The sequence below is a fragment of the Adlercreutzia muris genome (assembly GCF_041223505.1).
In the GTDB taxonomy this organism is placed as follows: domain Bacteria; phylum Actinomycetota; class Coriobacteriia; order Coriobacteriales; family Eggerthellaceae; genus Adlercreutzia; species Adlercreutzia muris.
This window is the reverse complement of sequence record NZ_JBCLQK010000008.1, coordinates 38,039-51,463: the sequence shown is the minus strand read 5'-3', so window position 1 is coordinate 51,463 and position 13,425 is coordinate 38,039. Positions and strand designations below refer to the sequence as shown.

The window sequence follows — 13,425 nt, the reverse complement described above, 5'->3', positions numbered from 1 at the left end:
GACGGGTGCGAAACCCCATCCTCCCCTTCTAGAACGCCGCAGAACCCTTAAGCAGCCGAAGACTCAGCCTGATCTTCCTCGGCTTTGCGCAGGCCTCGCACGAGAATGAAGGCAATGGCGCAGGCCAATACAGCGGCTGCCACGGCCCAGGGAACCCAGGAGGTCTGAGCAGACAGCCCGGACTCGGAGCCCGGTGCTGCCGCTTCGCCGCTCGCAAGGGCCGTCTCATCATCGTTGATGGTCTCAGTGCCCGGAGTTGCAAGGGGCGTGCCATCATCGGCCAGCACCTCGGTACCCGCATCGGTCGTGAGCGGCACCGCCGCGCTGATGGGCTGTACGGGGGTCGGGGTGCCAGCTCCCTCAGCCGTGCCGCCAGCCCCTGGCGTGGTCGCCTCAATGGGGTTGGCCGGGGCGCGCTGGGCCACCTCGTCCGTCGGATTGGTCGTGTAGACCCCTTCAACCCGCGAGCCATCGGGGGCAACTACATCTACCGGACCATTGGGCTGCGGCTCGGTGGTCGTGCCCTCGGCCAGGCGCGTATAGCGGTAGGTAATGACGTTCCTCGCCTCATCCTCGCTCAGCACAATATCGATGAGCGTCGCATGGGGCACGTAGTTCTCGATATACACGGGCGCCGTAGCGGGCACATCGCCGATGTCGCCGAAGAAGGTCTGGGGCTCGGCGAGTTGGCTGCCGTCAGAGGCGTCCACGTAGTTCACCGTGAAGGCCACGCGATTGGCCATGATGCCATAGGCCACCACGTAGTCGGCATCTTCCGTCACAGGCACCGAGCCCGCCAGGGCACCGTCGGCGGCCACATAGGCGACCATGGGGGTATTCGCGCCCGCGAGGTTCTCTCCCCCGCGGTTCTTGTCGGAACGCTCGTTGTCGAGCCCGGCCAGGCGCACGCCCTTGGCATAGTACTTGCTGTCTGCCGGTACTTCCAGAGTCACGCCGTCGAAGGAAAGCGACTCGCCGGGCGCTTGCCCCTCGAAGACATGCTTGGTCTGCCCATCGGCAAAGACGCCCTGATTACCGCTGTACAACGTAACCGTGTAGGTCGTGCCCTTATAGGAGGTCATAGCCTGCGCGGCGGGGGCGGGGGCATCGTCGGCAAAAGCCGCAGGTGCCGACAAAGAGACGGTCAGCAGCGCGGCGGCGGCCATCGTCCCCATGAGACGGCTCCACTTCTTCATATTCTTCATCGGGCGTCGCCCTCCTTGTCGTTCCTCTTGCGGCTGCATACCGCCGCTACAACCACTACCCCTGCGGCCACGACGGCAACGGCCACGATAATACCCAAGGGCAGCATGTCGCCGGTCTGGGACAATTTGCCGCCAGACTTCTTGGTATCCCCGCTCTTGGGAGAATTTTTCTGCTTGGGGTCGTCCTTCGGATCGCCACCCGGAGGATCGGCCTCGCCCTTGGTGCCCTCTTCATCGGAAGGCTCCGCCGCAAAGGCCAGCTGCACGCTGGCATCGGTGTCGAAGTAGGTGTTGCCGTGGGTCTCGCCATCAATGGCCACCTCCAACACCATATAGGCCCGGGCGTCAGCAGCCAAGGTGTCCAGATAGAACCATTCCCCCGTTGCCTCGGTAGCGTCGAACAGACCACGGGTCTTCGTTCCGTCGCCGTCCACCTCGCCCGAGACAACCTCGTTGGTGAGAATCACCTTCTCCTCGTTCTTGGGCGTGATATAGGTGAGCTTGTAGCTGTAGGAGCCGCCGGAGCGCTCGTTGGCGTTGACCATGGATTCCTCCATGGTGGTTAGAACCTTGTTGCGCATGTACCAGTCGGCCGAGCCCTGAGGGCCTTCCTTCATCTCAATGGTGAAGCGGGCGCTGTCCCCCGGCTGCATGGAGCCAAGGGTCTTGGTGATGTTCGCCGTGCCCTCGTCCTTCATCTCGGTACCAGTGAATTCCACAGTCCAGGCCTCATCGTAAGTTTTGGCGAAAGCCGGAGCAGCCGTCAAGAGAGACAGGGCCGAGGCAACCATGAGCGCCAGCAGCAGCGCAGTGAGATACCGGAGTGATGGGCGTGTTTTCGTCAGGCTATACATCGGATCACCCCGTTATTCCCCAGCCGTCTCATCGGACCATTGATCGAGGCCCAGCTCCCGCACATCCACACCCCAAGCGCTCTGGGCGGCTGCCACGGCGTTGTTCACCTGCACGGAATCCACCTGGGCCGACAGGGCAAGATAGCAGTTGGAATAATCCTGCTTCACGTTCTTGATGGCATCATTCACGCGAATGCCGGCCACGGCAGGAGCGGCGGCGGTGTTCTTCCCCAGAACGGAACGGTAATAGTACACCTCACGCTCATCGGTGCATTCCGCATCCGAGCGCACCCAGTGCTCGTCGAACTCATCGTCGAGCACCAGCTCGATGAGGGCCGGATCCAGGGTGGCGCTCTTCTGTGGTTCGCCGTCCTCACCCGCAGCCCAGTATTTGCGCACCGTCAGGCGCACGTACTCGTCCATATCAGCCGACACGTTCTTCACCGAGAGGAATTCCCGATACACCTGACCGGGGGCCATGAACTCCTCGACGGCGCCGGTGGAGGCGTTCACAATCTGCCAACCCGCATCCTGATCGAGCAGCTTGCCGACGCCCTTCGCATCGGGGTCCACGTCCACGCCGTTCTCAGTCAGCGTCACGCCAATATGGGTCTGCTGGATCTCAGCCACGTAGTCGTCGCTCCGGAACACCAGGGCAGAGCGGGCCGGGCTCACCGTCATCATGACGAGACACACCACAAGCCCAGCGGAAAGCGCAATCAGCATGATGCGCGTCTGCAAATCAAGAGTCTTCAGCGTCTTCAACATGGGCTACTCACCATCCTGGGCGGTCAGGTACTTTTCGCCATCGGCAAAGGTGCCCAGCAGCGGCTGTCCCGCCTCAAAGGCGCGGGCACTCGTGCACTGCTGCACCACGGCCACATCGAAACCATGGGCGACCTTCTCGGTGTCCACCGTTACGAGAGCCTTCAAAGCCGGGGTGGAGGCTTTGGGGGCCACGGGCTCGGTATAGTACCACCAACCCTCGTCGTTGTCGCTCACCGCCTGGGTCCAACCCGGCGCAGCCTCGAAGGTAAGCTCCACGCCGTCGATCTGCGGGTCGAACACTTTCACGCGCACCATGGCGTCAACATCACCGGTGTTGGTGACGGAAATGACCTTGTTCGCGCCATCGGGGGTTTCGTTCACCTCGGTCTTGGGCGGATTCGGATTGTACTTGAACTGGATCATGCCAGCGGCTTTGGTCGTATCGGTGTAGTAGGCCCAAGCCGTGCCAGCCGCCACGCCCAGAGAGATAACCAGGGCTGCGGACACCGTCAGGGCAACACGCTTGGCAAGGGATTGCTTCCCCATGACTACCTCCCCTCTTCCGTCGTGGGCATGGGTGTGTAGGTAAAGCCGTTCTCGCCCGGAGCGTAACGGTTCACCACGCCCGTGCCGTAACTCTCATCGGTATAGGTGTTGTCGAAGGTAACCTCTGTGACGGGAATATCGGCTTCCTCTCCGGGAACAGCCCCCTCCACGGCCACAATCTCGCGATTGGGGGTGCCGTCGAAGTTGTCACCGCTGTAGTACAGCTCCTCGATAAGGTAGTAACCCTCGGGAAGGTCGGACAGCAACTCCACCTTCGTCTGATTCTCGCCAGCACCAAAGGTCACGCTCACGGTGTTCTGGTAAATCACCAGATCGTCTACCTTGCTGGCCGCCGCAGCCTGATCGACATAGCCCGTCACCTGGAATACCGCTGTGGCCACGCCGTTAGCCGCTTCGAAGTTGTTCAGATTTTTCACAAGCTGCAGAGCACCGCGCTTCTCGGGCTCGTCGGGGTTGCCGGGAACCTCGGGATCGCCGGGAACCTCGGGATCGCGGCCCACCACAATGCGGTCGTTGCAGGCGATGGCCCCGCCATTGGTGTTGGAGTAATTACCCGTGAAGTACAGCACCGCCATGCCCATGGCCGCTTCCTTATCGGCCGAGGTCGGGTTTGCTTTCAGGGCTGTGAAGCGATCCGCCTGGAGCACAGCCTCGGCGGTCTGGGGGAACGTGTTCGGGTCGGTCAGGTGATAGACGGGGTACTCCTTCTTCTCATCGGTGCGCGTCTCGGCAACCAGCGTTTGGGGGTTGTCATCGAAGTGGACCTCTTGGCGCTGATCGGGCGCGGGTGCACTCTGATCGATAGTGAGCTCGTATTTCTTGAAGACAGGGCTATCGCTCTCGACTTTCTTGCACGCGGTCACTTCACCGGCCACGGTGCCGTCGGCACTGCTATTCCCCGTTGCCACCTTAACGGTGGCGTAGTAGCCCTCGAGGAAGCCATCGGAGCCGGCGTGGGCATCGGGAACGTAAATCTCCACTATCCCTTCGGCCTTGTTCTTCATAATCACGTTGGGAATTCCCGATGAGGTCAGATCCTTGCCATCGATGATCATGCTGACGGCTTTGTTGGCCCACCCACCTGTGCGGGTAGCACTCAGCGTGCCCTTGTAGGTCATATCGGGAATATAGGACACGGTGCCGCTGGTGTAGCCTGTCCAGCGGTGGTAGCCGCCTCCGAGCATGGCATTGAACACCGTGCTTTCCTTGGCGCAGAAGAAATCATCGGCCGCGTGGGGGTCAATCTTCAGGCCATAGGTCGGATCAAGGGCCCACTGGTCACCGTATTCGTTGGGATTAGTCGTCGCATTGGCCTGATCAGCCGTATTGTCGAAGATGGCCGCATCGGCGGTGACCACGACGCCGTTGGTGCACACGCCCACGCCGCCGCCAAAGCCGTGAGCGGTGTTGCCGGTGACGATGGGGTAGCGCACGGTGAGTCCCGTCTCCTTGCCATGAGTGGCCGAGGGGAGGAACAGGCCGCCTCCACCGTAATCAAACTCCGTCGCGGTCATATTGTTCGTGATATAGCCACCCTTGATATAGCTTTCCTTGGCCGGCGTGGCATTGATGCCGCCACCCTCGCTCGTACCGGCATAATTGGAAGCGAAAACACCGGATTCCACTTTCAGCAGAGGGTAGATGTACTGGTCGATCCACGTGGTGCCGGAATAAAGGGCGTAGGAGGCCATAAGCAGACCGCCACCGCCATCGGAAGCGTAATTGCCCGTCAGGGAGGCACCGGCGATAACCGTCTCATCCATGGAGAAGATACCGCCACCGCCACCGCCGAGCTGCTTCCAATTCACACCCTCGTTCGTGTCGGGGCGCTCCGAGGGGTGAATGGCCGACTTGTCGTTTTCCGAGCGGTTGTTGGTTACCAAGGCGGAGTCCTTCACCGTAAGCACGCTTTTGGCCTGGCTTCCGTTGTTCCTCAGGCGCCCCTGCACATAGACAGCACCACCGTCAGCCTGGGCCGTATTGCCCGCGAGCACAGCGTTATCGGCAAGAGTCACCGTAGATGAGGCGTTGGCGTAGATGCCGCCGCCGTTGCGCACCTGGGCCATACCGCCAGGGGTCGTGTCGTTGAACACTTTCTCGCCGGCGCGATTGCCCGCGATCAGCGCATCACCGGCCACGGTCAACTGGGTGTTGTCCACCCACAGTGCGCCGCCGTTGCCGTCACCTCGGGCCGTATTGCCCGCAATAATGGCCTGGTCAGTAATTTCCACCGTGGCCTTCTTGGCGTTGATGGCGGCACCGTCGGCTCCTGTTGACCCCACGATGCATCCATCGGTCATGGTGATGGTGCCCTCCTGGGCTGCCACCACATGATCGCCCTGCTCCATGGTCAGGCGGCCGCCCTCGATATTAAGCGTGCCGCCACTCACCTGCACCAAATTCACGGCCTGGCGGGCCTTAATGGACCCCGCTCCCGAGAGATCGAGATCATACTGGTACAGATATTCAGTGGTCTCGCCCTTTGCGGGACGATTGGCATACGAGCTCGTGATGAAATACCGCAGAGTCTGCGCATCGGCATTGTACTCGGCCTTCTTGCCGATCATGGCCTTGAAGCCCTCGCGATCATCCGCAGGGCTGGGAATCTTCTCCCCCCGGGCGGCACCGGGGACATCAAGCTTCACCGGGGCGGCATCATCGTTGGTGTCCGTAATGGTGAGCGTCGCACCTGCGTTCACGGTGAACAGCGTGTCAATCTCATCCACTGCAATGGTATGGCCATTCAGATCGAGGGTCTTGGTACCCTTCACCTCAACCGGGCTAATGGCCTCGTCGATATTTGCGGCCAGCTTCACGGTTCCCTCGTCGCCCTCCGACAGCGCTTTAGCAACATCGTCCCATGTGGAGGCTCCGGGTGCAGGCTCGACACTCACCACAACGACGGCCCCCCGATCAGCGGCTTCAGCCAACACGGCGAGGGGAATCGTGTAAGACCCATCGGCAGCCGGCTCGACAGTCGTTGCCACCACCAGCTCCTCGTCCTCCTGGGAGGCGGGGGCAGCGGCCATTGGCGGGTACTCGTCGGGGAGAACCTCCTCAACGGCATTTTCTCCGGTTTCTGCCAGGGGAACTGCCTCGGCGGCCGAGGATCCTACGGCTTCGGAATCTCCCAAGACCTCCGCGCTATCAGCCTCGTGAGCTGCCTCGTTGACATTCGGGGCATCCCCCTCAACCGGAGTGTCGGCCGCCGGCGCATCGGGAGCGACGGGCGAGGGCGCAGGGCCCGATCCGTCGTGTGCCGAATTCTCCTCTCCACCTTCGTCGGAGGAAGGGGCAGGGGAGGCTTCTTGAGAGCCGTCCTCTAGGGACGGCTCTCCGATAATCAGATTATCGGACGGCTGCTTGGACCCCATGGCACGGGAAACGGGATCGCCTCCCTCTGCCTCATAGGTCACCTCAATGGCCGTATGGGCGGGAGCGTCGACGGAGAAGGTCAAGTCGGTGTCGACGGGAGCCTCGTACACCGCATCCATGTCAGAGGCGAACCGATCGGCTCCCACGGCAACCGTCATGCCGTCGGCCACCCGGAAGCGAACCTCCACGGTGCCGTCTTCGGCGAGGGCCTTAGAAGGAGATCCTAGGGCAAAGTTGCCGAAAGAGACAATCATCGCCGCAGCGACCACGGAGGCAACCACTTTCCTTGCCTTCGAGAACTCATATCCCATATTTTGAGTTATCGCCTTCATATCTCACCGCTCCTCTTATAAGCAAGCGTCCTCAGCTTGCCCTCTTACCCTCTCTCGCGGGCGGGAAAACCGCCTCTGTCTCAGATGTTTCCGATCATCTATTGTATCTCTGAGACTTCCTTACTGTCTACTCGTCAATCGATTGCCGATGGCTCTTTCTGGCTCAGGGGCTTCTTTAACACACCTATCATAGGCAAAAGAGCCGCAAATTCAGAGTTTACGGCAAGATGACATTAATATGACAGGGTAATGACCGTATAAACTTTAGGATTTGAAGACAGAAGGCAGTCCAGGGGCTATTCTCTCCGCACCGAGTTCGATCTCAGAAATGCTCACATACAAGAAAACCGAGCCTCACGACCCGGTTTCTGAAGTTATTGGTGGAGCATAGGGGGATCGAACCCCTGACCTCAGGCTTGCAAAGCCCGCGCTCTCCCAGCTGAGCTAATGCCCCGTGGCTTCTCTTTCTCCCTTACCTTGCTAGGTGGCATGTTCGGAAAACTGCCTCAGAATATAATAAACGCTCCACCGGCTAACTCGGCTCACGGTGGAGCGTTTATCGCAAAGTAATGGTGGGCCCGAATGGATTTGAACCAGCGACCTCACGCTTATCAGGCGTGCGCTCTAACCAACTGAGCTACGGGCCCTTGAAAAAGTGCTTGACTATCTTACGATGAAATCATAGTGGGGTCAAGGAAAAATTTAACCGAATTGGAAAAATTATCTTGAGCCCCGGAAAACTCACTCGTGAGACAATACCATTGCGCCGTTTTCCCTGAAAGGAGCCTGCCGTGATTCCCTTGAAAGTGCTCACGCTCATCATGGCGAACCCACTGCAACCTTCGGTGCTCGTGCTCCAACCTGTGGAAGACGCGCCGGCGGGGAAGGCCCGTATCGTACCCATATGGATCGGACCCTCGGAGGCAGCGCAAATCGGCATGGCCTTGGAGCAGGTGAAACTCGAACGACCGATGACTCATGATCTCTTCCTCGACGCGCTCACTAATCTTGATGCCCGCATCGATTCCGTGGTCATCTGCGGCGTGAAGGGCCCGGTATTCCGATCCCGCCTCATTTTGAGCCAGGGAGGCCGCCTCGTTACCCTCGATGCGCGGCCGAGCGACGCCGTTGCCCTGGCCCTGCGCCAAGACGCTCCTCTCTACATCGAGGAGCGCGTGCTAGATGCTGCCTCTTTTCCATTTATCTTCAAGGAGGAACGGCCGGAAGAGGAGCTAGCGGCCTTCAAGACCTTCCTGGACCATGTCTCCCCTGACGACTTCGGTATCGAGGGCCCGTAGCCACCTGAAAGAAAAAAAAGGGGGGGGCGGGCCCGCAGGCCCGCCGCCCTCGCGACACAACAACGGCAATCGACCCAGTTACTCTTCGTCCTCGGCGATCTCTTCCACCGCGACTTCGGCAGCGCCGTCTCCCTCGTCGCCATCGATGTCATCAATGGCCAAGGATCCGTCGGTGCTCTCCTCGTCCAGCAGGTCGAGCTGGTTCTCGTCCACCTCGCCGGCCTTCTTGGCCTTCTTCTTGCCTGTGGAGGAAATGGCCACGGCGCAGACCTTGTCCTTATCGGCCACGTTCATCACCTTCACGCCCTGGGTGGAACGGCCAAGCTCGGAGATGCCCTTCACCGGGGTGCGCACGATGACGCCCTCCTCGGACACGATCATGATCTCGTCATCGGCGCCGACGATCTTCATGACTGCGAGCAGGCCCTTCTTGTGGGTCATGGTGATGGTGTACACGCCCTGGCCACCGCGATGGTGCTCGGGGTATTCCTCGATCTTCGTGCGCTTGCCGTAGCCCTTCTCGGTAATGACGAACAGGTCGGTGCCGGGGCGGGCAATCTCCATGCCCAGCACGTGGGCGTCGGCGGGCACGTTCATGCCGCGCACGCCCATGGTGCCGCGGCCCATGGCGCGGGCCTCGGACTCGTCCCACAGAATGGCCTTGCCGGCGGAGGACACCATGATTACCTTCTCGCCCTTGGCCACGCGCTTCACCGAGATGAGCTCGTCATCGTCCTTCAAGTTGATGGCGATAAGCCCGTCGCGGCGAGTGCGGTCGTACTGGTCCATGGAGGTCTTCTTCACGTTGCCCTGAGCCGTGGCGAACATGAGGAACTCCTCGGCAGGGAAGTCCTTCGTGGCGATGACGGCGCTGATAGACTCGCCTTTCTCCAAAGGCAGCAGGTTCACGATGGCCGTGCCGCGGGCATGGCGGCTGGCCTCGGGAATCTCGTACACCTTCAGGCGATACACCTTGCCCTTGGTGGAGAAGAACAGCATGTAGGAGTGGGTGGAGGCCACGAACAGGTGCTCCACGAAGTCGGCATCCTTCAAGTTCACGCCCTGCATGCCCTTGCCGCCGCGCTTCTGCTGGCGGTAGGTGCTCACGGGCAGACGCTTGATGTAGCCGGCCTTGGTCATGGTGACGACCATGTTCTCCTCGGCGATGAGATCTTCTACCTCAATGTCCTTCGCCTCGCCGGTGATGCGGGTGCGGCGCGGGGTGCCGTACTTCTTCTTGATCTCCAGCAGCTCGTCCTTGATGACCTGCTTCAGCAGGCTCTCGTCAGACAAGATGCGCTTGTAGTAGGCGATCTTCTCGCGCAGCTCGGCCAGCTCTTCCTCGATCTTCTCGCGCTCCAGTCCGGTCAGGCGGCGCAGGCGCATCTCCAAGATGGCGTTGGTTTGCTTCTCGGAGAGCCCAAAGCGCTCGGTCAGGCGCGCGGCGGCTTCCTTGTCCGTCTGGGACGAGCGGATAATCTGGATGACCTCGTCGATGTTATCCAGCGCGATGATATAGCCCTCGAGGATGTGCTCGCGCTCCTCGGCCTTGGCCAGCTCGTAGCGGGTGCGGCGGGTGACGACGTCCTTCTGATGCTCGATATAGTAGTGAAGGATCTCCTTGAGCGACAGCACGCGAGGGGTGCCGTTCACCAGGGCCAGCATGTTGGCGCCGAAGCCCACCTGCAACTGGGTGTGCTTGTACAGCTTGTTCAGCACCACCTGCGGAATGGCGTTGGACTTTAAGTCGATGATGATATCGATGCCCTTGCGGTCGGCAGCGTCGTGGATGTTGCTGATCTCGGGCAGCTTCTTGTCGCGCACGAGCTCGCCGAGCTTCTCCAGCAGGCGCTTGCGGTTCACCTGATAGGGAATTTCCTTCACCACAATAGAGGAGCGGCCGTTCTTCTTCTCCTCGATCTCGCACTTGGCGCGGATGGTCATGTTGCCGTGACCGGTCTCGTAGGCATCCAGAATGCCCTTCTTGCCCATGATAAGGCCGCCGGTGGGGAAGTCGGGGCCGGGCATGACGGCCATGAGCTCCTCGGTGGTGCACTCCGGATTATCGATCATGAGGCAGGTGGCATCGATGGTCTCACCCAGGTTGTGGGGCGGGATGTTCGTGGCCATACCGACGGCGATGCCGTTGGAGCCGTTGACCAGCAGGTTGGGGAAACGGGCCGGAAGCACCGTGGGCTCCTGCAAGCTCTCGTCGTAGTTGGGCTGGAAATCAACGGTTTCCTTGTCCAGATCGCGCAGCAGTTCCATGGCCGGCTTGTCCAGGCGGGCCTCGGTGTAACGCATGGCGGCGGCACTATCGCCGTCGATGGAGCCGAAGTTGCCGTGGCCGTCGATCAGCGGCAGGCGCAGGCTAAAGGGCTGGGCCAGGCGCACCATGGTGTCGTACACGGCGCTGTCGCCATGGGGATGGTACTTGCCGATCACGTCGCCGACGGTACGGGCCGACTTCATGTGCGGCTTGCTCGGCGTGTAACCCGACTCGTTCATGGCGTACAGAATGCGGCGGTGCACCGGCTTCAGGCCGTCGCGCACGTCGGGCAGGGCGCGGGACACGATAACCGACATGGAGTATTCCAGGAAGGAGGTCTGCATCTCCTTGCCGAGAAACGCCGCGCGCACCGTGGTGCCCTCGCCGCCGTTGGCCCCCTCGATGATAGAGCCGTGGGGGTTGGGCATGTCCACCATCATAGAGCGGGCCCGCTCCTCCTCGGAAACGGCGTGCTCCTCATCCAGGGTGGAAGAGGCCGAGGCGATCTCGGCATCCTCATCGCCCTCGTCGTCGGTGTCGACCTCTTCGGCCAGGTACAGCGCGTCCTCTTCGGCGGCCTCTACCCCGGACTGCTCGTCGGCGTCGAAGTTCTCGTCTTCAAAATCTGCCATTTAGGTTCTCCTTAAATGTCCAGGAAGCGGACGTCGCGGGCGTGCTTCTGGATGAACTCCTTGCGGGGCTCCACCTGGTCGCCCATGAGCTCGCTCACCACGCGCTCGGCTTCCACGGCGTCGTCGATGTTCACCTGCAGAAGCGTGCGGGTGGCCGGCTCCATGGTGGTCTCCCACAGCTGCTCCGGGTCCATCTCGCCGAGGCCCTTGTAGCGCTGCACGTCGAACTTGCCCGGGTCGTCGTACTCGGCAAGCGTGGAGGACAGGGCCTTCTCGTCGTAGATATAGCGCTCCACCTTGGTGCTGCGAGAATTTTTCTTCTTCAGACCGAAGATGGGCGGCTGGGCGATGTAAATGTAGCCGAGATTGATGAGCTCGGGCATGTAGCGGTAGAAGAACGTGAGCAGCAGGCAGCGGATATGCGCGCCGTCCACATCGGCATCGGTCATGATGATGATGCGGTGGTAGCGGGCCTTCTCGGCGTCGAAGTCCTCGCCGATGTTGGTGCCGATAGCGGTGATGAGGGAGCTGATGGTCTCGGAAGACAGCGAGCGATGCAGACCGGCGCGCTCCACGTTCAGGATCTTGCCGCGCAGGGGCAGGATGGCCTGGAACTTACGGTCGCGGGCCTGCTTCGCGGAGCCGCCTGCCGAGTCACCCTCTACAATGAAGATTTCGGACTGGGAGGCATCCTTGCTGGCGCAGTCGGCCAGCTTGCCGGGCATGGAGAACGAATCGAGCACGTTCTTGCGGCGGGTCATCTCGCGGGCCTTGCGGGCAGCCTCGCGGGCCTTGAGAGCCTGAGTGGCCTTGCCGATGATGCGCTTGGCCGGGGTGGGGTTCTCCTCCAGATACTCGGCGAGTCCCTGGGTCACGGCGTTCTGCACCAAGGGGCGAATCTCGGTGTTGCCAAGCTTCGTCTTGGTCTGGCCCTCGAACTGCGGATCGTGCAGCTTCACTGAGATGATGGCGGCCAGACCCTCGCGAGCGTCTTCGCCGGAGAGGTTGTTGTCCTTCTCCTTCAGCAGTCCCTTAGCGCGGGCATAGTCGTTGATGGTACGGGTGATGGCCTGTTTGAAGCCGTCCATGTGCGTACCGCCCTCGTGAGTGTTGATGTTGTTAGCGAAGGCCATGACTGAATTGGTGGAATAGGAGCTGGACCACTGCAGGGCTACTTCCACGGTGCCGTCGGCGTTCTCGGCCTCGAAGTAGATGGGCTTGTTCAGGGTTTCCTTGCCATCGTTGATGAACTTCACGAAGTCCACAATGCCGCCGAGAGCCTGGAAGACCTCGGTGCGGGGGTTGCCGTCGGCATCGGTCACGCGCTCGTCGTGGAGGATGATCTTCAGGCCCTTGTTGAGGAACGACATCTCGCGGAAGCGGGCCGCCAGGGTGTCGTAGTCATAGGTCGTGGTCTCGGTGAAGATGGCCGGGTCGGGCCAGAAGGTCACCTTGGTGCCGGTATTCTTCGCCGGGCCCACCTCGTGCAGCTTGTTGTTGGTCTTGCCGTGGTCGAAGTCAATCTCATAGGTCTTCCCGTCGCGGCGCACCTGCACCTCCACCTTGGTGGACAGGGCATTCACGACCGACACACCCACGCCGTGCAGGCCGCCGGACACCTTGTAGCCCTCGCCGCCGAACTTGCCGCCGGCGTGCAGGATGGTGAGCACCACCTCAACGGTGGGGATTTTCTCCTTGGGATGCTTGTCCACGGGAATACCGCGGCCGTTATCATTGACCGAAATGGAATTATCGGGATGGATCCACACCTCGATAGTGTCGCAGTAACCGGCCAGGGCCTCGTCCACGGCGTTGTCGACCACCTCGTAAACCAGGTGATGCAGGCCGCGGGGGCCGGTGGAGCCGATGTACATGCCGGGGCGTTTGCGAACGGCTTCAAGCCCTTCAAGGACTTGAATGTCAGAACCGTCGTAATGATCTGGTTTTTGTGCCACTGACACTCCTTCGCTCTACATAGAAAATGCGCCCGATGCGAGCGCTGACTGAGCGTCGATTATAGCATGGGATAGTGGCCTGTGGTTTTGCGAGGTCTGAAAATGGCTGTTTTAACGGCCTCTCAGGGGTACTTTTGGAATTTTATGGGGAAAATATCACATTTTCGAAA

General features: G+C 60.8%; 8 protein-coding genes and 2 tRNA genes. 1 reads left to right on the top strand and 9 read right to left on the bottom strand.

Annotated features, from left to right (window positions below; genetic code table 11):
- Positions 1-47: 47 nt before the first annotated feature.
- From AAK988_RS08490 to AAK988_RS08460, 7 genes are all read right to left on the bottom strand, one after another.
- Positions 48-1,205 carry a MucBP domain-containing protein gene (locus AAK988_RS08490; RefSeq protein ID WP_369873526.1) on the bottom strand — a complete coding sequence of 386 codons (1,158 nt, stop codon included), beginning with the start codon at positions 1,203-1,205 and terminating at the stop codon, positions 48-50.
- Positions 1,202-2,059 carry a hypothetical protein gene (locus AAK988_RS08485; protein ID WP_369873525.1) on the bottom strand — a complete coding sequence of 286 codons (858 nt, stop codon included), beginning with the start codon at positions 2,057-2,059 and terminating at the stop codon, positions 1,202-1,204. The genes AAK988_RS08490 and AAK988_RS08485 overlap by 4 nt, the downstream gene beginning before the upstream one ends.
- Positions 2,060-2,071: 12 nt before the next feature.
- A complete protein-coding gene (locus AAK988_RS08480) occupies positions 2,072-2,827 on the bottom strand; it encodes a hypothetical protein (RefSeq protein ID WP_369873524.1) in 756 nt (251 codons plus the stop codon).
- A 3-nt stretch (positions 2,828-2,830) separates the two neighbouring features.
- Positions 2,831-3,373: a SipW-dependent-type signal peptide-containing protein gene (locus AAK988_RS08475; RefSeq protein ID WP_369873523.1), complete on the bottom strand. Its 543-nt coding sequence runs from the start codon at positions 3,371-3,373 to the stop codon at positions 2,831-2,833.
- Between the two features lie 2 nt (positions 3,374-3,375).
- Entirely contained in the window at positions 3,376-7,050 is a 3,675-nt protein-coding gene (locus tag AAK988_RS08470; protein WP_369873522.1) for a hypothetical protein, read from the bottom strand.
- A gap of 429 nt (positions 7,051-7,479) precedes the next feature.
- Positions 7,480-7,555 (bottom strand) — tRNA-Ala (locus AAK988_RS08465).
- Between the two features lie 116 nt (positions 7,556-7,671).
- Positions 7,672-7,748: transfer RNA gene (locus AAK988_RS08460), tRNA-Ile, on the bottom strand.
- Positions 7,749-7,892: 144 nt separating this feature from the next.
- On the opposite strand from AAK988_RS08460, the gene AAK988_RS08455 reads away from it, so the two are divergent.
- Positions 7,893-8,399 (top strand): bifunctional nuclease family protein, encoded by a 507-nt coding sequence (locus AAK988_RS08455; RefSeq protein WP_151430969.1) that lies wholly within the window; start codon positions 7,893-7,895, stop codon positions 8,397-8,399.
- 78 nt (positions 8,400-8,477) lie between these two features.
- On the opposite strand, the gene gyrA is transcribed toward AAK988_RS08455, so the two are convergent.
- On the bottom strand, positions 8,478-11,096 hold the full coding sequence (gene gyrA, locus AAK988_RS08450; protein WP_201757675.1) for a DNA gyrase subunit A: 2,619 nt from the start codon (positions 11,094-11,096) through the stop codon (positions 8,478-8,480).
- Between the two features lie 215 nt (positions 11,097-11,311).
- Entirely contained in the window at positions 11,312-13,255 is a 1,944-nt protein-coding gene (gene gyrB, locus AAK988_RS08445) for a DNA topoisomerase (ATP-hydrolyzing) subunit B (protein ID WP_440132290.1), read from the bottom strand.
- Positions 13,256-13,425: the final 170 nt, after the last annotated feature.

What these genes read in the sequence shown, in the direction of transcription:
- AAK988_RS08475 (WP_369873523.1), bottom strand. Translation starts at nt 3,373, where the DNA reads ATGGGGAAGCAATCCCTTGCCAAGCGTGTTGCCCTGACGGTGTCCGCA.
- AAK988_RS08480 (WP_369873524.1), bottom strand. Translation starts at nt 2,827, where the DNA reads ATGTTGAAGACGCTGAAGACTCTTGATTTGCAGACGCGCATCATGCTG.
- AAK988_RS08490 (WP_369873526.1), bottom strand. Translation starts at nt 1,205, where the DNA reads ATGAAGAATATGAAGAAGTGGAGCCGTCTCATGGGGACGATGGCCGCC.
- gyrA (WP_201757675.1), bottom strand. Translation starts at nt 11,096, where the DNA reads ATGCCCAACCCCCACGGCTCTATCATCGAGGGGGCCAACGGCGGCGAG.
- AAK988_RS08485 (WP_369873525.1), bottom strand. Translation starts at nt 2,059, where the DNA reads ATGTATAGCCTGACGAAAACACGCCCATCACTCCGGTATCTCACTGCG.